We start from the raw sequence: 20,808 nt of genomic DNA, 5'->3' as shown, positions 1-20,808 counted from the left end.
TCCTCGCTAGGACGAGCCTCCCAGCTCGGCGAGCATCCGTTCGACCTCCTCGTCGGACAGGCCCGCGACCAGCCGGTGCTGTTCGGCCACCGCGGCGAGGTGGCCCGGCACCGGTTCGCGGGCGCGGACCTCGTCGGCGAGTGCGGAGATCGTCGGCGCGCGCAGCGTGACCTGTGTCGGCAGCTCCACGCCGAACAGGTCCCGCAACCGCGCGGTGAGCTGGGCGGCCAGCAGCGAGTGTCCCCCGAGCGCGAAGAAGTTGTCGTGCACGCTGGGCTGTCGATCGGGCAGCCCGAGCACGTCGTACCAGGCGTCGGCGATCAGTTCCTCGACCACGTCCCGGGGTGCGACGACCTCCACCGGCGCGGGCAGCGCGGGCGCGGGCAGCGACTTGCGGTCGACCTTGCCGTTCCGCGTCAGGGGCAACTCATCCAGGACCACGACCGCCGACGGCACCATGTGGTCGGGCAGCCGCTCGCGCAGGTACCCGTCGAGACTCGCGAGGCCCGCCTCGATGTCCCGGGAACTCGCCGGGTCGTTGACCTGCCGTGATTCGGGAAGCAGCGTCGCGGGCACGTACGAGTCCGGGAAGGACCGTCCGTGGTGAGCGGCCTGGCAGAGTACGTCGCCCGAGACCGCTTCGGCGACCCTCACGTGCCGTGCGGGCACGACGTAGGCGACGAGCCGGCGATCACCGGGGCGGTCCTCCCTCACGACGACGGCCGCGCGCGCGACGGCGGGATGGCCTGCCACCGCCGCCTCGACCTCACCGAGTTCGATCCGGAACCCGCGGAGCTTGATCTGGTCGTCGGCGCGTCCGCGGAACTCCAGTTCACCGTCGTCGCGCCGGCTCACCAGATCGCCCGTGCGGTACATGCGGCTGCCCGGCGGGCCGTGGGGGTCGGGGACGAACCGCTCGGCGGTCAGGCCGGGCCGGTTCAGGTAGCCGCGCGCCACGCCCGCACCGCCGACGCACAGTTCCCCGGGCTCCCCGTCGGGTACCGGGCGCAGGTCGTCGTCGAGCACGTGCACGCGGAAACCGGTGATCGGCGTGCCGATCGAGGGAGGACCGGACGTGCCCGGCGGGACGACACCGGCCGTGGTGACCACACTCGCCTCGGTGGGGCCGTAGTGGTTGACCAGCTCGAAGGGCGTGCCCGGCGGCGGGGAGGTGGTCAGTGCGTCGCCGCCCGTCAGGAGGGTGCGTAGTGCGCCGCGGCGCGGCGGTAGCGCGAGTACCTCCTCGGCCAGTGGGGTGGGCAGGAAGGTGACGGTGACGCTCTCGTCCACCAGCCAGTCGCGCAGCCGCTCCGGCTGAGTGCGGTCGGAGTCGCCGGGAAGGAGCAGCGTCGCACCGGAGGCCAGGGTGGGCCACACCTCCCACACCGAGGCGTCGAACCCGAGCGCGGCCACGTGTGCGGTGCGCTCGCCCGGCCCGAGACCGTAGCGCCGGACGTGCCAGTCGACGAGATTCGTCAGGCCGGCGTGAGGTATCTGCACCCCCTTGGGCGTTCCCGTGGAGCCGGACGTGTAGATCACGTAGGCCAGGTCGGCGGGGTCCACGGCGACGTCGGGGGCGTGGGCCGGTCGAGCCGCGAGGGCGGCGGAGTCCCGGTCGAGGCGCACCACGTGCTCGACGCGGGCTCCGTCGAGCGGAACGCCGGAGGTCGTCACGAGCACGGCGGGACGTGCGTCGGTGAGCATGTGGCCGAGACGCTCGGACGGATACTCGGGGTCGAGTGGGACGTACGCGCCGCCGGCCTTGAGGACGGCCAGCGGCGCGACGACCGACTCCACCGAGCGCGGCAGGCACACCGCCACGAGCGCGCCCGGTCGTACACCCGACTCCACCAGGTGGTGGGCCAGCCGGTTCGACCGCTGGTCGAGCTCCCGGTAGGTCACCCGATCCCGGGCACCGGTCACGGCGGGCGCGTCCGGGCGCAGTGCGGCCTGCTCGCCGACGAGCCGGTGCACGGGAGCCGGGTGCACGTCCGCGCTCACGGCTTCGGGCTCGCGCTGCCGCGATGCAGCAGCGGCCGGTCACGGTGGAGGAACCCGAGCATCGCCGGAACCGGGCTCACGATCCTCGGCTGGGCGTCCAGCCAGTCCCGCCGCCGCTCCCGCACTGTCGGAAGCTGCGTCCAGTGCGTGGCAGGGCTGAGGTGATGCTCCTGGTGGTAGCCGTCGTTGAAGGCCAGGAGGTTGTAGAACCGCCCGTAGTGGCTGACCGAGTCCGCCGCGCGGTTGCTCGGATCGGCACCGTAGTGCCGGTAGTAGTTCTGCACGTTCACGAGTACGAGCGCGAAGAAGAACGCCGGGACGTACACGAACAGCGCCCACTGCCAGGAGATCAGGGCGAAACCGACCAGGGACAGGCTGTGTGCGGCTCGGTCGGCCGCGATCTGGCGCAGCTCCCGGGTGCGTTTGGGCTCACGTTTGTGTGCCAGGGAAAGCAGTTTCGTCTCCTTCGGACCCACCTTCCAGAGCCGGTAGCACAGTGCCAGCTCACGTGCTCGGTCCGCGATGGACTGCAGGGCGCCGCTGAAGATGTAGCGCAGCAGCGGAGCGTGCTCGCCGTCGTGCCCGTCCCGGTAGGTGGAGGAGAGGTCCCGGGTGGTCCCGTCTTCGCCGATGGGGTCGTTGTTGAACCGGTGGTGGTTGCGCACGTGCGTGAGGTGGTACGCCTGCACGGACTGTCCGATGTTGACGGAGTTCAACAGCGACGCGGCCGCGTTGAGCCGCGCCGAGGTGAACCACGGAACGTGGGTGAACAGGTGTGACACCACGATGATGCTGTAGGCGGTCATGAGTGTGACCAGCACGAAACCGCCCGCCCGTGCCCAGCCGGGCTGGTCGTCCCACTGGGTGGCGAACCAGACCATCACCGCGAACTGCGCCACGCTGAACCCGAGCAGCAGAGCGTCCTTGGGGGTGTGCTTCCAGATCCGCACCATGCCTCCTAGAAGTACGACTGCAGGCTTCCGCGGCGCCGGACGTCCAGCGTCGCGCAGTGGAAGGAGCCGCCGAAGCTGTTGAAGTTCCGGAAGTTGCACAGGATGGGGGTGAAGCCGAAGTTCTTCATCGCCTGGATCATGGGCTCGTCCTGCCGCTCGACGATGACCCGGTCCTCGTCGAGCATGAGGATGTTCATGTTGATCCACTTGCTCGTCATGTAGAGCGGGTGGGAGTCCGGGATCACCGGCTTGGGCGCCGCCATCACGTCCCAGCCCTTGAACAGCGACGGCACCTTCGACACCCGCTCCGGGTTGATCAGCAGTTTGCCGGGGGCCATCGGCACGAGCGTGGCGTCGATGTGCATCGGGTGCGTGTCCTGGAACTCGAACACGTGGATGCGGTAGTCGTCACCGAGGTGGCGTTGCAGCCACTCGATGCCGAACTGGTTGGTGACGTTGCTCTTCTGCGCGATGATGTCCCGCCCGCAGCGCGTGAAGTCGGCGGCGTCGAAGGTCGGCTCGAACTCGGTGACCACCAGACGCGCCGATCCGTCCTCGTGCTCGGCGTCGATCCAGTCCTGGTCGAACTGCTCGTCGGTGAGTTCGGGTTTGGGCCCCGCGCTCCACTTCGCCCCGCCCCGGAAGTACTCCTTCAGCAGGGGACGGTATGCCAGTGACTCGTAGTACCGCGAGCGCCACGCCATGGGGCACTCGATGATCTCGTCGCCCACCACGAGCAGCGCGTCCCGGGGCATGGCCGCGTACATGCCGGTGCTCGACCAGTGCAGGGTGCTGTAGGTGGTGCTCTGGGGGATCGGTTCGGGCCTGCGGACGGTGACGCCCTCGGACTCCAGGATGTGGGCGAACTCGTCCAGTTCCCGGCGTGCCGCCTCGATCCGCTCGGGCGGGAACGGCTTGCCCGCCTGCGTGCGGAAGGTCTCGTGCATGTCCCGCGGCAGGACCGGCGGTAGTGCGACGTGCCATGGCGGGAAGCAGGCCTCGTCGACGATACCGACGACGACCTCCTCCAACGGGTCCCATTCGGTGTACGAGCACACCGGACCGGTCCGGACGTCCTCATTCACGGCTGTCATCTGTTCTGCCTTTCCTGAGTGTGCAGGCCGATGGCGAACTCTCGTTGGAGCGCCTCCGGTGCGCGGAGGAACTCGTGGTGCGTGCCCGGCAGGACGGTGTGGTGGTACCGGCCGGGTTCGGCGTAGGCCGGCCACCCGGCCATCTGTTCCGGGCGGATCTCCCGATCGTCGTGCCAGCCGATCGCCCGCACGTCGCTGGGCAGCACGATCGGTTCGTCGAGGCGGTAGCGCTGGTTGGCGGTCACGTCGGCGCGGAGCACGCGCAGGCTCAACGCGAGGATGTCGGGGTGCGGTTCACCGCCCATGGCGCGCGTGAGGTCGGCGAGCTCGACGCTCAACTCCTCGTCGGTCATCGACAGGAACCGGCCGTAGGGGCCCTCGTGCGGTGCCACCTGCGACGAGACGAACACGCACGTCGCGTCGGGCAGGTCCGTCTCCGCGAGGCGCAGGGCCGTGGCGAAGGCGGCGAGCGCGCCTCCGCAGTGGCCGAAGAGCGCGAACGGGCGGTCGAGGTAGGGCGCGAGGCTGGTCACCACCAGCTCGGCCAGCGCCTCGTAGGTGCCGTAGTGCGGTTCGCGCAGCCGGTTCTCCCGGCCCGGCGGCTGGAGCAGGCAGACCTCGATGTCACCCGACTCCGTGGGGATGCGGCGTGGCCAGCGGTTGTACATCGAGGCACCGAGCCCCGAGTAGGGGAAGCAGAACAACCGGCCGGCACAGTCGTCCTTCAGCGGCCGCAGGAACATCTTGTCGCGCTGCGAGGGGCTCACACCGCCACCGGCCCTTCCTCGGTGACGGCCGTGTCGATGACGCGCGCGGCGTCGGGGCGCAGCCGGGCGGTGAGCGGCATGCTCTTGATCCCGGCGACGAAGTTGGAGGTGAGGTGCTCGACAGGGCCCGCGAGGGCGAACTCCTCGACCGACGTGACGATCTCGTCGAACAGCATCCGCAGCGCGATCCGCGCGAGTGGCGCACCGATGCAGTAGTGCGGGCCGAACCCGAAGGCCACGTGCCGGTTGGGCCTGCGGGTGACGTCGAACCGGAACGGGTCGGCGAAGACCTCCTCGTCCCGGTTGGCGGAACCCAGCCAGGCCACCACCGCGTCACCCTCGCGGAGGTGACGGTCGTGCAGGGTCAGATCGCGCGTGACGTAGCGCATGAAGTGGTTGGCGGGGGAGGCCCAGCGCAGCCCCTCCTCGAGTGCGACGGGGGTCAGTGAAGGGTCGGCGGTCCACCGCGCCCACTCGGCCGGGTGCTCGATGAGCGCGAGGACGGTCGCGGCGATGGCGTGCGGGGTGGTGACGTTCGCTCCGAGGAGGAGGCTGTAGCAGTTGTAGACGATCTCGTCGTGGCGCAGCCTGCGCCCGCCCGCCTCCATCCCGACGAGGAAACCGACCAGGTCGTCGGTCGGCGTGCGCTTTCGTCTGGTCACCTGTCCGGAGAAGTACGCGAACAACTCGTGGTGGGCGGCGGCGAGCGTGCCGTCGCCTTCGGACTGGCGGTAGTCGTCGTCCTGCGGGGCGATGGCCATCGTGGTGAGGTGCGCGAGGTGCGGCCAGTCCTCCTCGGGCAGGCCCATCAGGGTTCCGGTGAAGGCCATGGGGAACCGGGCGCCCGCGTGTGCGATGTTCCACGTGCCGCCGTCGAGCAGCGGGGCGAGCATGCGGTGCACCACTCGGCGGATCCTCGGGTTGTGTGGTTGCAACGCCCGGTGGGAGAGCACCCTGGTCATCGGCTCACGCAGCGCCGTGTGCACCGGCGGGTCGCTCGCGGCCATCATCTTGCCCCCGGCGGGGTCGGTGTTGCCGAGGATGGACAGCAGCGTGCCCCGGCTGGACGTGAACCGGGTGTGGTCGCGCAGGACGTCGTTGACGTCGGCATAGCGGGTGACCGACCAGAACGACCGGCCGTCGGGAAGGGTGGTGCGGTGCACCGGGGCGTGGCGGCGCAGCTGCGCCCAGACGGTGTGCGGATCGCCGTGGGCGTAGAGCTCGGGGTCGAACAGGTTCACCGTGTCGAGGTCGAGTGGAGTGCCCGGGACGGGAACGGTGATCCTCATGCGTCGTCGCTCCCTTCGGCGAGCAGCCGTGCGAGTTCGGCGATGGTGGGGTTCTCGTAGAAGGCGACCGCGGGGATCGTCCGGCCGTAGCGCTCGGCGATCTCGACGGTGATCCGCGTCGCCATCAGCGAGTGACCGCCGAGCTCGAAGAAGTCGTCGTCCACGCCGACTTCGCGGACCTGCATCAGGTCGGCCCACAGCTCCGCGAGCCAGGTCTCGTCCTCCGTGGACGGTGCCCGATAGTCGGTGCTCAGGTCCGGACGGTCGGGCAGGGTGGTGGCCGACAACCGTTCGCGGTCCACCTTGCCGTTGGGGGTCAGCGGAAGCGCGTCGACGTGGCAGAACACCGACGGCATCATGTAGCGCGGCACGATCGGAGCCAGGTGCTCGCGGAGTTCGGCTCCGGTCATGGTCAGCTCGCTGACGTAGAAGGCGGCCAGCACCCGGTCGCCGTCCGGCTGCTGGGCCACCACGGCGACGTCGCGTACCTCGGGGTGGCGGCGCAGCGCGGCCTCGATCTCACCGATCTCGACGCGGAAACCGCGGATCTTGACCTGGTCGTCGACGCGGCCGTGGAACTCCAGCACGCCGTCGGGGCGGCGGCGGGCGAGGTCCCCGGTGCGGTACAGCCGGGCACCGGGCAGGTCGGAGAACGGGTCCGGCAGGAACTTCCGCGCCGTCAGCGCGGGGTCGTTGCGGTACCCGGTGGCGACACCGAGGCCCCCGGCGTACAGCTCACCGACCTGCCCGTCAGGGACCGGCCGGAGGGTGTCGTCCAGCAGATGGACGGTGGTGCCGTTGACCGGCAGCCCGATCGGTACCGACGCGTCGCCGACCGGTTCGGCGATCACGTGGCAGGCCGTGAAGGTGGTGTTCTCGGTCGGGCCGTAGCCGTTGACCAGCCGGGTGTCCGGCAACGCGCGCAACGCCCGGTCGACGTGCGCGGCGGAGAGCACGTCACCACCCGCGAGCAGACACCGCAGCCCGCGAAGAGCATCGGCTCCGGCCTCGACGACGGTGTGGAACAGGCCCGCCGTCAGCCACAGCACGGTGACACCCGAGTCGCGGACGAGAGCGGCGAGGTCGCGCGGCGACACGTCACCGGGCGGGGTGACGACGAGGCGGGCCCCGTTGAGCAGCGGCCCCCAGAGTTCCAGCGTGGAGGCGTCGAACGCGACCGGGGCGAGCTGGAGGAACACGTCGTCGGGCCGGATGTCGAGGAAGTCCTGGTCGAACACCAGACGCAGGACCGCCCGCTGCGGCACGCACACGCCCTTCGGGATCCCGGTCGAGCCGGAGGTGTAGGCGATGTAGGCGGTGCGCTCACCGCTGGCCGGCGGCTCGGGCGGGGCATGGCCGTGTTCCGGAACACCGGCCAGGAGTTCGGGGGTGATCACGACGTCGACGTCGGCGTCCTTGAGCACCAGCGTCCGCCGTTCCTCGGGCTGCTGGGGGTCCAGCGCGAGGTAGGCGGCGCCTGCCTTGAGCACCGCGAGCAGTGCCACGACGAGGTCGGCCGACCGTGGCAGGGCGACCCCGACGGCGTCCTCGGCGGACACCCCGAGGCCGTGCAGGTACCCGGCGAGCCGGTCGGACCGCACGTCCAGCTCGGCGTAGGTGAGCTCGGTGCCGTCCGCGCTGACCGCGACGGTGTCCGGTCGCGCCGCGACCTGACGCGCGAACGCTGCGGTGATCGTTTCCGCGGGATCCATCCGACTGCCTTCCTCCTACTCGCCCAAGTCGTCGTGCGCATCGGCCGGCAGCCCCTGCGGGACCGCCGTCCAGACCGCGGTGGCCGTGGCGACCGGACGCCGCGTGGCGGTGTACACGGTGCTGCCGACGGTGATCGTGCGACCGTGCGTGCCGAGCCGGGTGGCGACCACGGCGTGCGGTCCGCCCGGCTCGGGACGTCCGTGCGACGCCACCGAGAACCTGCTCAGCACCATCGGGTGCCGTTCCGGCTCGACCCAGCCGCCCGGGCAGTCGAGCACGCTCCACACCTCCTCCTCGGTGCCCTCACGGGGCGTCCAGGGGCAGGCGACGGTGTGGGGGAGGCCCGGCACCGGTCCGGGAGCCAGCCGCAGTCCCGAGCCGTCGGGCCGGTCGTGGCCGCACACGAAGCAGGTGGGGAACGGGTGGTCGGCGAAGCCCGGGAAGGTCCGGGCCGCGGCCTCGGCGGTGGACAGGTCGACCGGTGGTACGGGTTCGGGGCCACGGGCCACCGGGGCGACCGTGGCGACCAGCGTGCCGCCCGCCCTGACGGTGGCGCGGCGCGACCCGGCGTCGACGTCGAGCGGCACCTCCAGCGGCGGCGGGGCGAGGAGGGTCACCGCGACCGGCGACGGCAGGCCCGCGGCCCGCGCGAACACGGCGCAGGCGTAGCCGCCGTGCGCCGACTCGGCGGGACCGTTGTAGGTGCGAGGAATGGTTACGCTCGCGGTTACGCCTGCGCTTGCCACGAGAGTCGATGGTGGCGGGACACCGGGTCACCGAGATGGCAGCGGGTCCGCCGACGGGATCACCGATCGGCGCAGCTCACGGCCACCGGTGCCGGGGCGACCACGGGTTTCCCACGGCGGTCGCGGCGTCGGGACGGCCCCGCGCCGGACGGGGCCCGGTTCCCGTACCCAATCCGCCGCGCACGCCCGGTGGGGCGTACTGGTCTCGCCCTCCACGGCGCCCGGCCGGACCCGCGGGTGACCGGGACTCGCCAGCCCGGTCGGCGAGTATCGGAGTCACCTGTCCCACGCGTGGAGGGAGTCCTGGCGTGACCCTGCCGTCGTCCGCCGACGTCGTGATCATCGGCGGTGGTGTGATCGGGACGAGCATCGCCTTCCACCTCGCCGAGGCCGGAGTGCGGGACGTGGTCCTGCTCGAACGCGGCGAGCTCGGCTCGGGCTCGACGTGCCGGGCGGCGGGCGGGGTGCGGGCGCAGTTCTCCGACGCGCTCAACATCCAGCTCGGTGCGCGCAGCATGGCCGCGTACCACGAGTTCGGCACCCGCCCCGGCCAGGAGATCGACCTGCGCACCGCCGGCTACCTGTTCCTGCTGTCCACACCGGACCAGGTTGCCTCCTTCGAGGAGAGCGTGAAGCTGCAGAACGCGCACGGGGTGCCGAGCAGGCTGGTGGAACCGGCCGAGGCCAAGCGACTGTCACCGCTCGTCGAGACCGACGGTGTGCTCGCCGCGGCGTTCTCCCCGGACGACGGGTACTGCACGCCCGAGTCGGTGGTGCTCGGTTACGCCACCGGTGCCCGAAGGCACGGTGCCACGCTCGTGACGCACTGCGAGGTCATCGGTGTCAAGACGTCCGGCAACGACGTCCACGCCGTCGAGACGACGCGTGGGTCGATCGCCACGTCCACGGTGGTGTGCGCGGCCGGTGCCTGGTCCTCCGCCGTGGGCGAGCTGGTGGGCGTCCGGCTGCCGGTCACCCCCTACCGGCGCGAGCTCGCGTTCACGGAACCCATAGCCGCGGACGTGCCGATACCGATGACCATCGACTTCGCCTCGGCGTTCTACTTCCGGCGCGAGGGCCGAGGGGTGATGTTCGGCATGTCCGACCCCGACGAGCCGCCCGGATTCCGCACGCACCGCAGCGAGAGCTGGTTGGAGAAGCTCACCGAAGCCATAGCCTCACGTGTGCCGAGCCTGCTCGACGTCGGCCTCACCACCGGCTGGGCGGGACTCTACGAGGTCACCCCGGACCACAACGCGCTGATCGGGGAGGCACCGGAGATCAGCCGGTTCCTCTACGCCACGGGCTTCTCCGGGCACGGGTTCATGCAGGGGCCGGCCGTCGGCGAGGTCGTGCGGGATCTCGTCTTGGGCCGGGAGCCGTTCGTCGACGTGGGGCGACTCGACGCGCGGCGGTTCGACAACGCCGAACTGCGAACGGAGAGCAACTATGTCTGACCGGCCGGACCTCGCCGAGGTGATCGCCGCCTCGTGGCGGACGGTACTGGACGTGACCGAGGTACGGGAGGACGACGACTTCTTCGAACTGGGTGGCAACTCCATCATGGTGACCCGCATCGTGTCCTACCTGCGCCGCGAGCTCGGCGTCGAGGTGGACATGCTCCAGGTGTGGGACACGCCCACGTTCGGGGAGTTCCGCGCCGCGGTCGAGACGGCCGTCGGCGCGCAGGCACAGGTGACCGAGGGAGCAGGATGAGCGACGAGACCAACAACGCCACCGGGACGCGGTACCTCGCGGTGGTGAACGACGAGGAGCAGTACTCCATCTGGCCCGCCCACCGTGAGCTCCCGGCAGGGTGGCACGGGACGGGCGTGTCGGGCTCGAAGCAGGAGTGCCTCGACCACATCGAGAAGGTGTGGACGGACATGCGCCCGAAGAGCCTGCGCGAGCGTATGGCGGCGCAGCGGGTGTGACGGTGATGCCGGGTGGTTCGAGGGCCGCCCGGCATCACCGACCACGAAAGACGTGCCGCGAGGCCGGGCCGGTGCTCTCGGCGAGTGGCCTCGTCGGCGTTGTTTTCCGGGAGGCGGTCAGGTCCACCACAGGAACTCGTTGCCGACGGTCCCGGTGAAGCAGGTCAGCAGCAGCCTGCCACGGTCGGTGGCCGAGCCGCTGCCGAGCACGGCGTGCACCAGGTTTCCGTTGATGACGCACAAATCGCCCGTCGCCACCGGAACGATCATGCTCTCGTGCTCGGTGAGCAGTTCGGGCGGGTACGGAAACCCGCTGTGGGTCAGGCCGAGGCGGTCCCGGGTCTCGTCGTCCGGGCACACGTTCCACAGCTTCAGCTGTCCGGTCCCGCCCTCGGGCACGTACGGGTAGGCGTTGACCGCCATCACGCGTTCGATCCGCTGGATCTCGAAGCCGGCCTGCAACGGATCGCTGAGCTGCGCGAGATCGTCGTGCGGCAGCAACAGGTACTCGCCGCCGTCGTTGTTCCAGCACACCGCCTTCGAGTTGCCCGCGGTACGTCCCTCGTGTGCGGCGGCCCGGCCCGTGCCGACCGCTGCGCCGATCCGGGCGCACAGCGTCGACATCGGGTCGGTGGCGCCGTCGTAGAGTTCGGCGACGGCGTCGGCGCAGGCGGCCACCTCGTCGAGGTAGTCCGCTGTGGACTTCTCGATGTGCGAGGCGCCCAGGAGGTACGCCTCGACCCCGTCGGCTCCCTCGCCGTACCGCGGTGTGCGTCGCGGCGAGTCCCAGAAATTCCTCGTAATCGTCCGGCAGTCCGCCGCGGACAGGAAGTTCCGCACCCGGTAGGCGGCAAGGTCACCGTGCAGGACGTCGAGCACCCGGTCGATGTCGAGCGTGCCCACGGTCTCGTGGAGGCGGAACCGGTCGGCGGACAGTACCTCGCCGGTGATCCCTGATGTGGTGACTTCGGTCGTCATGGTCCTCCCGTCGTCTGCTCCACCATGGTGGTGGCGCGGCGCGGGGGAAGGTGGGCAGAGGCTGGACAGGGGGGCTCGATCGAGTCGCCAGGTCAGGGCGGGTCCTGCGGTCGGGCACCGGGGTACGCTACGGGTTCCCGGCGCACCCGCCGTCGGGCACGGTCGCGCTCCCGTAGCCGGTCCATGTGGCGGGCCGGGAGCGGGGCGGGGACCTGCGGTTTCACATGGGTCGCCGTGTCAGGCGCGTGCCCACCACCCGCCAGTCGGCTCCGCCACGATGGGCGCATGACAGCGGTAAACCAGGCGGCGGCACGCCGACGGGAGCTGCTCGGCCTGCTCCTGCGGCGCGAGGGTCGATCCTCCGGCACCATCGAACGGGCGGACCGGAGCGCACCGCTTCCGCTGTCGTTCGCGCAGCAGCGGCTGTGGGTGCTCGACCGGTTGATCACACGGAGCCAGGTCTACACCGCACCGCTGGCCTACCGGGTGCGCGGACACCTCGACGTGGCGGCGTTGCGCGCCGCGTTCACCGAGGTCGTGGCCCGCCACGAAAGTCTCCGCACCACCTTCGCCGTGCGCGATGGATCACCGGTGCAGGTGATCGGCGAGCCTCACGAGGTGCCGATCGAGGTGGTGGACCTGACCGAGTGCGCGGTCGGCGAGGCGGAGACGACGGCCCGGCGGGTCGCCCGCGAGGAGGCCGTCCGGCCGTTCGATCTGGAACGGGGCCCGCTGCTGCGGGTCACGTTGCTGGAGCTGGCCCCGGACGACCGGGTCCTGCTGCTCACCATGCACCACATCATCACCGACAGCTGGTCGGTCGGTGTGCTGTTCCGGGAGTTGCGCGCGAGCTACGAGGCCGCGTGGGCTCATCGCCCCTCCGGACTGCCGGACCTGCCCATCCAGTACGCCGACTTCGCCGCCTGGCAGCGTTCTCCGGAGAACCTGGAGCGGTTGAGGTCCGAACTCGACCACTGGGTCGAGACGATGCGGGGCGCACCGCAGATCGTCACGCTGCCGCCGGACCGGCCGCGCCCCGTGGTTCCGCGGTACAACGGCGCCGAGCACCTGTTCACCGTCCCGGCGAGGACCGCCGAGAGACTGCGCTCGCTCGCGCGGGACGAGAACGCGACCCTGTTCATGGTGTTGCTGACCGCGCTGAAGGCCCAGCTCGCCCGCTACACCGGGGAGACCGACATCGTGGTCGGCTCGCCGGTGGCCGCACGTGACCGGGTGGAACTGGAGCCGCTGATCGGGTTCTTCATCAACAGCGTGAACCTGCGCACCGACGTCGGCGGCGACCCCACGTTCCTCGACCTCCTGCGCCGGGTCCGGAGCACCGCACTGGACGCCTTCGACCACCAGGAACTGCCGTTCGACATGCTGGTCGACGAGCTGCAACCGGTGCGTCAGCTCAGCATCCACCCGCTGCACCAGATCAGCTTCCAGGTCACCGAGCAGCGCGACCGGTCGTCCGGGCTCCTGCTCACGCAGGTCGAGGGCGGGGTCGGGGAGGAGGCCCTGGTCCTGCCGGACGTCGAGGTCGAGGCGTTCCCGACCGGTACGGGCACCAACCACTTCGACCTCGCGATGGGTTTCGCGGAGAGCGACGACGGGCTGGTCGCGCGACTCGAGTACTCCACCGACCTCTACGACGCGGCCACCATCGAACGGTTCGGTGAGGGCTTCCGGGCCTTCCTGGACGCCGCCGCGGCCCGGCCGGAGACCCGGGTCGGCGAGCTGCCGATGCTGGGGGAGCGCGACCTGCACCGGATCCTGGAGGACTGGAACGACACCACTCGGTCCGATGTGGACGAAGCGTGCCTGCACGAGCTGATCGCCGCGCAGGCGCGTCGCATTCCCGGGGCCGTCGCCGTGCGTGGGGAGGGCCGCTCTCTCACCTACGCGGAGCTCGACGTCCGGGCCAACGCGCTGGCCCACCGGCTGCGCGAACTCGGTGCCGGACCCGAGCGCATCGTCGCCGTGTGCGCGGAACGGTCGGTGGAGACGGTGGTGGCGCTGGTCGGTGTGATGAAGGCGGGCGCCATCCTCGTGATCTTCGACCCCGAGCAGCCCGAGAGCAGGCTTCGCGACCTGCTCGCCGACACCGGCGCCCTCGCCGTGATCACCCGGCGCGGCGAGGTGACGAACCTGCCGGACGGTGCCGTGCCGGTCGTCGAGCTGGACCCCGAGCTGACCGTGCTGTCCGGGTACCCGACCACTCCGCCTCGGACGGGCGTGACACCGCACAACGCCGCCCACGCGGTCTACACCTCCGGATCGACCGGCAGGCCGAAGTGCGTCCTCACTCCCCACCGGGGTGCCGCGAACCTGATCGCCTGCGACACCGCCGAGTTCGGACTCGGGGAGGGCGACCGGCTCGTCCAGAAGGCGCCGTTCACGTTCGACGCGTCGATGTGGGAGGTCATCTGGCCGCTCACGGCGGGCGCGACCGTCGTCGTCGCCCGGCCGGGAGGCCAGCGGGACCCGAAGTACCTCGCGCGCCTGATCCAGGAGGAGAAGGCCACGCTCGTCCACTTCGTTCCCGTGATGCTGCGGGCGTTCCTCAACGAGCCGGAGGCCGCGCGGTGCTCCTCGCTGCGACAGGTGCACTGCGGTGGCGAGGCGATCACTCCCGACCTCGTCGAACGGTTCCACGAGGTGCTGCCGTGGGCCGAGTTGCACAACCAGTACGGCCCCGCCGAGGTGTCGGGACAGACCAACTTCTGGCGGCTGGAACCGGGGACGACCCGCATCCCGCTGGGCAAGCCCACCTGGAACACCCGGCAGTACGTGCTCGACGCGAACGGTGCCCCGGTGCCGCCGGGAGTGACCGGTGAGCTGTACCTGGCGGGCACGGGCGTCGCCCGCGGCTACCACAACCGACCCGGACTGACCGCCGAGCGTTTCCTGCCCGACCCGTTCGGCCCGCCCGGTACGCGCATGTACCGCACCGGCGACCTGGTGCGCTGGATCGGGGACGGGAACCTGGAGTTCGTCGGCAGGGCCGATCACCAGGTCAAGATCCGCGGCTTCCGGATCGAGCCCGGTGAGATCGAGGCGCACCTCAAGGCGCACCCCGCCGTGCGAGGGGCGGTCGTGGTCGCCAGGGAGGACGGCCGTGGGGAGAAGCGACTCGTCGCCTACGTGGTCGCCGACGACCAGGGCGCCGCGTCGGCCGCCGTCCTGCGCGCCCACCTGGTCGAGCGGGTACCGGAGTACATGGTGCCGAGTGCGGTCGTGCTGCTCGACGAGTTGCCGCTCAACGCCAACGGCAAGATCGACCAGAAGGCGCTGCCCGAACCCACCGTCGCCACGGCCGGTCGCACGGTGGCGCTGCCGAGGACACCCGCCGAGCGGGCGCTGGCCGCGGTGTGGGCGACTGTGCTCGGGCTCGACGCGGTCGGGGCCGACGACAACTTCTTCGGGCTCGGCGGTGACTCGCTGCAGGCGATCGAGGTGGCGTCGCGCGCCGAGGCGGCCGGCTACCGGATCACGCCGAACCAGCTGTTCCAACACCAGACCCTGGCCGAACTCGCGGCCGTGGCGACTCCGTGCGAGGCCGGGGCGACGACAGCCACCGCGGAACAGGAGGAGATCACCGGCCCGGTGCCGCTGACCCCGATCCAGCGCGTCTACTTCGCCGAGGGAGACCCCGAGCGCGACCACCTCACCCAGTACGTCGTCCTCGACCTCGCCCCGGACCTCGACGTGTCCGCCCTGGACGCGGCGCTGGACCGGCTCGTCGAGCACCACGACGCGCTGCGCGCCGCCTTCACGCGCACCACCGACGGCTGGACCCAGCGCATCCTGCCGCATCGGCGCGCCGCCCGGATCGACCGCCTCGACGGGAAGCCCGACGTCGACGCGCTTCTGCGGCACGCGGTGGACGGGTTCGATCTCGCCGCGGGGCGCCTGGCCCGCGCGGTGCTGGCCGGCCGCACGCTGGTGATCGCCATCCACCACCTGTGCGTCGACGCCGTGTCCTGGCGGGTGCTGCTGGAGGACCTGGCGCGCCTGTGCGCCGACGAGGACCTCCCCGCCAAGACCACGTCGCTGCGCACCTGGGCGGAGCGGTTGCACACCCACGCGGCCACGCCCGCGTTCGCCACCGAGATCGAGACCTGGCGGGCCCTCGTCCCGGCCGGGACCGACCCACTGCCCCGGGACCGGGGCGAGCCGGGACAGCCGGGGACACGCGCCACCATGGCGGTCGTCGAGACCGTGCTGCCGGTCGGGGACACCCGCGTGCTGCTGACCGACGTGCCGACGGCGTTCGGCGCCGAGGTCAAGGACGCGGTGCTGGCCGCGCTCGCGCTCGCCCTCCGCCGGTGGACCGGCTCGCCGCGCGTACTGGTGGACGTGGAGGGCCACGGCCGGGAACCGCTGTTCGAGGACGTGGACCTCACCCGCACGGTGGGCTGGTTCACGTCGGTGTATCCGTTCGCCGTCGAACTGCCCGACCCTGACGACGTCGAGTCCTGTCTGCGCACGGTCCGGGAGACCGCCGCGGCGATCCCGGCCCGAGGGATCGGCTACGGCATCGCGCGCCACCTCGGCGAGGACGATCCGCTCGCCGGGCTGCCCACGGCCGAGGTCCAGTTGAACTACCTGGGCCGGTCCGACGCGGCGGAGTCCGAGGGCGCCTTCTTCACCCCCGTGGGCGACCCACTGCGGGCGGTCGGGGCGGACACCCGGCCACGGCCCTATCTCGTCGAGGTCGTGGTCCGGGTGCAGGACGGCAGGCTGCGGATCAGCCTGTCCTACGACACCGCCGCGTTCGACGCCGCGACCATCGAGAAACTCGGCTGGCGCATGCTCACCGCACTCGCCGAGATCGCCGAGGCGGCGAGCGAACCCGACGCCGGTTTCCGGATCGGCGCGGACTTCCCGCTCGCCGGACTGTCCACGGCGCAGCTCACCCGCGTGTTCGGGTCCTGTCGGGGAATCGAGGACATCCACCCGCTTTCCCCCGCGCAGGAGGGAATCCTGTTCCACACCGTCCAGAGCGCCGACGCGCGCCTGTACACCACCCGGCTCTCCTGGGAGTTCGGCGACCTCGACCCCGACGCCTTCACCCAGGCCTGGCAGGAGGCCGCCACCCGGCACCCGGTACTGCGCAGCAGCATCGCCTGGCGGCTGGTGGACCGTCCGTTGCAGGTCGTGGCCGAGCGAGCCCGGTTCCCGGTGACCCGGCTCGACTGGTCCGGCCTGTCTCCACGGCAGCGTGCGCAGGCACTCGACGACCTCCTCGCCGACACCGCCGGGCGTGGGTTCGACCTGGAGGAGGGGCCGCTGCTGCGGGTCACGCTCATCCGCGAGACCGGCTGGCGAGTCCTGTTGGAGGCACACCACGTCGTCATCGACGGCTGGAGCAGCGCGGCGCTGATCGGTGACGTGCTCGCGCTCTACCGCGCCATCCGGGACGACGCTCCCCTGACGAGCCCGGTCCGGCGCCCGTTCCGGGACTACGTCGCCTGGCTGTCCGAACGCGACACCGCAGCCGACCGTGCCTTCTGGACGCCGTATCTCGCCGGGTTCCGGGAACCGACCCCGTTGCCGGTGGGCGACGCGCCCGGCGACACCGGCGCGCACCGGCACGTGCTGCGGCACCTGGATCTCCCCGCCGGGTTCGCCGACCGGCTCGGCGCCTTCGTCCGCGACGCCCGGCTCACCCGTAACACGGTGTTCCAGGCAGCGTGGGGCCTGGTCCTCGCGAGCCACGCGGGCACCGACGACGTCGTGTTCGGAGTGACCACCTCGGGGCGCTCCGGCCTGCCCGGTGTCGAGCACATGATCGGCATGTTCATCAACACCCTGCCGCTGCGGGTGAAGGTCACGGCCGGGCGCCGCCTCGGGGCGTGGCTTCGGGACCTGCAGGAGAGCCGGCGGCGGATGCCCTCCGAGCACGCCGCGCTTCCCGACGTGGCGCGGTGGAGCGAGGTGAGCGTGCGCAGGCCGCTGTTCACGAGCGTGATGGTGTTCGAGAACTATCCGGTCGACGACACCGTGCGTGACGCACTGCACGGCCTGTCACCGGACAAGCTGCGGGTGGACGACTCCAACAACTACCCGCTGACCCTCGTCGTGGAGGACGGCCCGGTGCTACGGGTGCAGCTGATGTACGACGCCGCCCGGGTCGACGAGGCGTCGGTGACCGTACTCCAGCGCAGCCTGACCGCCGCGTTGACGGCGATCACCGACACGGCGACCGCCTCGCCCGCCGACGTCATGGCCCACATCGACGCCGCCAGGGCGTCCTGACCCCACCACGGGAGAACGCATGTTCCACGACCTGGCCGACGCGATCGAGGAGACGTTGCCTCGCATCGTGGCCGCCACCGGCACCCCGGGCGTCGCCGTCGCGCTCGCGTCGAGCACCGAGCTGCGGGGCATGGGCGCCGGTTACGCCGACCTGGCCCGCCGGACGCCGATGACCGGAAACTCGGTCGGCACCGCGGGTTCGCTCAGCAAGCCCCTGGTCGGTCTCTCCCTGATGCGGCTCGCCGAGGCCGGGGACATCGACGTCGACGGACCTGTCGCGCCGTATCTGCCCGCCGGAGCGCGGCCCGCGAACCCGGACGCCACCGAACCGGTCACGGCGGGCATGCTCACCGCCCACATCGGTGGCTACCGCACCGACATCATCGACGCCGAGCTGACCTCTCCGCGCCCGATCGCCGAGTACGTCGCCTCGCGCCACGAGGTGGGCACCACACCCGAGTACGGCGGCGTGTGCCCCCTCTACGGGCCTCCGGGGACGTACGCCTACTCCAGTTTCGGCATGTCCGTGGTCGGGTGCGCGGTCGAGACCGTCAGCGGGCGGAACTACTCCTCCTTCGTGGACAGCGCCATCCTGGAGCCGCTCGGTATGCGCGGTTCCGCCCTGCCAACGGGGCTGCCCGGCCGGTCGCGCTGGGACGAGCTCGTCGCGTCGACCGACTACGCCACCGGGTACATGGGGTTCGGCCCGTGGTGCGTGCCCTCACCCGTGTTCCACTCCGCCACCTACCCGGGGGCGGGACTGATCACCTCCCCGGTGGACTACGCCCGGCTGCTGCAGTCGCTGCTGCGCACCGCGAACGGAGCCGACGGTGTGGTCAGCCCGGACGGCCTCGCCGCGATGCTGCGCCCCCGCGTGACCCGCTCCAGCCCGGTCACCCCCGACACGTTCGCGGGGATCGGACTGGAGATCAGCAACCCCGACCGGGACGGGCAGCTGTGGTGGTGGGGGCACTCGGCGGCCTACCCGTGGGGCTACTGGTGGGACGCGCGCGTGTACCCGCACCTCGATCTCGTGGTCGTCGCGATGGCCAACAAGTGGGACATGATGCGGCTGCACAACCCCGCCGACCGCAACGCGGCGGGCATCGTGGCCCAGTGGGCGGCGCGGTGGGCGGCGTCCGGACCGCCCACCCGGCGGGGTGCGGCGGCACCGCGCCGCGAGGCGCCCGCGCTGACCCCGGAGACGTCCGCGCTGATGGGCGCGGTGGCGGGCGAACGCTCGTACGCCGCGCTCGGCCTGACCGGACGGTTCGACCCCGGCACGGTCAAGGCCATGGCCGAGAACGCCCGCCCGTTCGACGGCTCCACCCCACCCGGCCCCGACGTCGACGCCTTCGCCGACGGGGTCGAACAGATGGCGGTGCTGGCACCGGATCCGGAGGCGATCCGGTCCTACGCCCGCCGTCAGGGCGCGGACGCGGCGCTGTGGGCGCTGGAGTGCGGCGCGACGGCCGCCGAGCTGCCCCTGCCCGCGCCCGTGTTCTCCGCGCCGCACAAGTAGCCGCACGAGTAGAGGGATCCGGATGTACCTGACCCAGCCGTTGCACCGCGCGCTGCAGCAGTTCCCGGACCGGATCGCCACGATCCACGGCGACCGGGCCCGCGACTTCACCACCCACGTCCAGCGGGTCGCCCGGCTGGCCGGTGGGCTCCGTTCACTGGGCGTCGAATCCGGCGACCGGGTCGCGATGTACGCCCTGAACTCCGACCGCTACCTGGAACACCTGATGGCGGTGCCCTGGGCGGACGCGGTGCTGGCACCCGTGAACACCCGCTGGGCCGAACCGGAGGTGGTGTACGGGCTCAACGACTGCGACGCCCGCGTGCTCCTCGTCGACGACACCTTCGCTCCGGCCGTGCCCGCGTTGCTGGCCGAATGCCCCGGCGTCAAGCACGTCGTGTACGCCGGTGAGGGACCGACGCCCGAGGGCTGGGTGTCCTACGAGGACCTCGTCGCGGCCTGCGACCCGGTGCCGGACGCGCGGCGCGGCGGAGACGCTCTCGCAGCGCTGTTCTACACCGGAGGCACCACGGGCGCGCCGAAGGGCGTGGCCCTGAGCCACGCCGGGATGCTGACGTCCGCGCTCGGATGTGTGGCCACCGGGTTCATGACCACCCCCGGTGGCCGGTTCCTGCACGCCGCTCCCATGTTCCATCTCGGGGACCTCGCGCACTGGGTGATGCAGTCGCTCACGGGCAACACCCAGGTCACCATCCCGGCCTTCGACCCGGCCGCGCTGCTCGCCGCGCTGCCCGAGCACGGGGTGACCGACCTGTTCCTGGTGCCGACCATGCTGCGGATCGTCCTCGACCACCCGGACTTCGACCCGGCGGCGTTCGCCGGGTTGCGGCGGCTGGTGTACGCGGCGGCGCCGATGCCCGCCGAACTGCTCGACCGGGCCTCGGAGCTGTTCCCGCACGTGGAACTGGTGCAGGCCTACGGGATGACCGAACTGTCGCCGGCGATCACGCTGCTCGGCCCTTCCGACCACGCGGGTCCGCACCGCTACTCGGCGGGCCGTGCCGCCCCGCACTCGGAGGTCCGGGTCGTCGCCCCCGACGGCGGTGAGGTGCCGCGAGGCACCGTGGGCGAGATCGTCACCCGGGGCGGGCACCTGATGCTCGGGTACTGGGGCAAGCCCGAGCTGACCGCCGAGGTGGTGCGCGACGGCTGGATGCACACCGGTGACGCGGGATACCTCGACGAGGCCGGCTACCTGTACGTGGTCGACCGGATCAAGGACATGATCATCACCGGTGGCGAGAACGTGTACTCCGCCGAGGTCGAGAACGTCCTGCACGAGCATCCGCTGGTCGCCACGTGCGCGGTCATCGGGCTGCCGGACGACCGCTACGGCGAGCGCGTGCACGCGGTCGTCGTGCCCGCCGGTGACCGCCACCCGGACCCGGCCGAGCTGGACGCCCACGTGCGGGCGCGGCTGGCCAACTACAAGGTTCCCCGCGGCTACGACTTCGTGGACGAACTGCCGCTCTCCGGCGCCGGGAAGGTACTCAAGCACGAGCTGCGCAGCCGGTTCCGGTCATGAG

The 20,808-nt window shown here is 71.4% G+C and carries 14 protein-coding genes; 6 read left to right on the top strand and 8 right to left on the bottom strand.

Going from position 1 to position 20,808, the window contains the following annotated elements; translation table 11 throughout:
• Positions 1-6 precede the first annotated feature (6 nt).
• Genes SACCYDRAFT_RS17140 through SACCYDRAFT_RS17110 form a run of 7 tightly spaced genes read right to left on the bottom strand, consistent with a single transcriptional unit; the run spans position 7 to position 8,563 of the window.
• Complete coding sequence (locus tag SACCYDRAFT_RS17140) at positions 7-2,001, bottom strand: non-ribosomal peptide synthetase (protein ID WP_005458093.1); 1,995 nt, start codon at positions 1,999-2,001, stop codon at positions 7-9.
• A complete protein-coding gene (locus SACCYDRAFT_RS17135; protein WP_052309127.1) occupies positions 1,998-2,954 on the bottom strand; it encodes a fatty acid desaturase family protein in 957 nt (318 codons plus the stop codon). Before SACCYDRAFT_RS17135 ends, SACCYDRAFT_RS17140 begins: the two co-directional genes overlap by 4 nt.
• Before the next feature lie 5 nt (positions 2,955-2,959).
• The gene (locus SACCYDRAFT_RS17130; protein ID WP_005458091.1) at positions 2,960-4,048 is read right to left on the bottom strand and encodes a hypothetical protein; all 1,089 of its coding nucleotides are present in this window, start codon (positions 4,046-4,048) and stop codon (positions 2,960-2,962) included.
• Positions 4,045-4,815 (bottom strand): thioesterase II family protein, encoded by a 771-nt coding sequence (locus SACCYDRAFT_RS17125; RefSeq protein WP_005458090.1) that lies wholly within the window; start codon positions 4,813-4,815, stop codon positions 4,045-4,047. The genes SACCYDRAFT_RS17130 and SACCYDRAFT_RS17125 overlap by 4 nt, the downstream gene beginning before the upstream one ends.
• Positions 4,812-6,104 carry a cytochrome P450 gene (locus tag SACCYDRAFT_RS17120; protein WP_005458089.1) on the bottom strand — a complete coding sequence of 431 codons (1,293 nt, stop codon included), beginning with the start codon at positions 6,102-6,104 and terminating at the stop codon, positions 4,812-4,814. Before SACCYDRAFT_RS17120 ends, SACCYDRAFT_RS17125 begins: the two co-directional genes overlap by 4 nt.
• Positions 6,101-7,816 (bottom strand): non-ribosomal peptide synthetase, encoded by a 1,716-nt coding sequence (locus tag SACCYDRAFT_RS17115; RefSeq protein ID WP_005458087.1) that lies wholly within the window; start codon positions 7,814-7,816, stop codon positions 6,101-6,103. The genes SACCYDRAFT_RS17120 and SACCYDRAFT_RS17115 overlap by 4 nt, the downstream gene beginning before the upstream one ends.
• Before the next feature lie 15 nt (positions 7,817-7,831).
• Positions 7,832-8,563, bottom strand: a complete 732-nt coding sequence (locus SACCYDRAFT_RS17110; RefSeq protein WP_005458086.1) for a hypothetical protein — start codon at positions 8,561-8,563, stop codon at positions 7,832-7,834.
• 308 nt (positions 8,564-8,871) lie between these two features.
• Here SACCYDRAFT_RS17110 and SACCYDRAFT_RS17105 point away from each other — a divergent pair, with 308 nt between their 5' ends.
• Genes SACCYDRAFT_RS17105 through SACCYDRAFT_RS17095 form a run of 3 tightly spaced genes read left to right on the top strand, consistent with a single transcriptional unit; the run spans position 8,872 to position 10,497 of the window.
• Entirely contained in the window at positions 8,872-10,020 is a 1,149-nt protein-coding gene (locus tag SACCYDRAFT_RS17105; RefSeq protein WP_005458085.1) for an NAD(P)/FAD-dependent oxidoreductase, read from the top strand.
• Entirely contained in the window at positions 10,013-10,279 is a 267-nt protein-coding gene (locus SACCYDRAFT_RS17100; RefSeq protein ID WP_005458084.1) for a phosphopantetheine-binding protein, read from the top strand. The genes SACCYDRAFT_RS17105 and SACCYDRAFT_RS17100 overlap by 8 nt, the downstream gene beginning before the upstream one ends.
• Positions 10,276-10,497 (top strand): MbtH family protein, encoded by a 222-nt coding sequence (locus tag SACCYDRAFT_RS17095; protein WP_005458083.1) that lies wholly within the window; start codon positions 10,276-10,278, stop codon positions 10,495-10,497. Before SACCYDRAFT_RS17100 ends, SACCYDRAFT_RS17095 begins: the two co-directional genes overlap by 4 nt.
• A 117-nt stretch (positions 10,498-10,614) precedes the next feature.
• Here the strand turns inward: SACCYDRAFT_RS17095 and SACCYDRAFT_RS17090 are convergent, their stop codons facing one another.
• Entirely contained in the window at positions 10,615-11,475 is an 861-nt protein-coding gene (locus tag SACCYDRAFT_RS17090; RefSeq protein WP_005458082.1) for a hypothetical protein, read from the bottom strand.
• A 285-nt stretch (positions 11,476-11,760) separates the two neighbouring features.
• On the opposite strand from SACCYDRAFT_RS17090, the gene SACCYDRAFT_RS17085 reads away from it, so the two are divergent.
• Genes SACCYDRAFT_RS17085 through SACCYDRAFT_RS17075 form a run of 3 tightly spaced genes read left to right on the top strand, consistent with a single transcriptional unit; the run spans position 11,761 to position 20,807 of the window.
• Positions 11,761-17,739: a non-ribosomal peptide synthetase gene (locus tag SACCYDRAFT_RS17085; RefSeq protein ID WP_005458080.1), complete on the top strand. Its 5,979-nt coding sequence runs from the start codon at positions 11,761-11,763 to the stop codon at positions 17,737-17,739.
• A 19-nt stretch (positions 17,740-17,758) separates the two neighbouring features.
• The gene (locus SACCYDRAFT_RS17080; RefSeq protein ID WP_005458078.1) at positions 17,759-19,261 is read left to right on the top strand and encodes a serine hydrolase domain-containing protein; all 1,503 of its coding nucleotides are present in this window, start codon (positions 17,759-17,761) and stop codon (positions 19,259-19,261) included.
• A gap of 22 nt (positions 19,262-19,283) precedes the next feature.
• Positions 19,284-20,807 carry a long-chain-fatty-acid--CoA ligase gene (locus SACCYDRAFT_RS17075; protein WP_005458077.1) on the top strand — a complete coding sequence of 508 codons (1,524 nt, stop codon included), beginning with the start codon at positions 19,284-19,286 and terminating at the stop codon, positions 20,805-20,807.
• Position 20,808 lies beyond the last annotated feature (1 nt).

The sequence above is a fragment of the Saccharomonospora cyanea NA-134 genome (assembly GCF_000244975.1).
Taxonomy (GTDB): domain Bacteria; phylum Actinomycetota; class Actinomycetes; order Mycobacteriales; family Pseudonocardiaceae; genus Saccharomonospora; species Saccharomonospora cyanea.
This window is presented reverse-complemented; position numbering and strand designations above follow the sequence as displayed.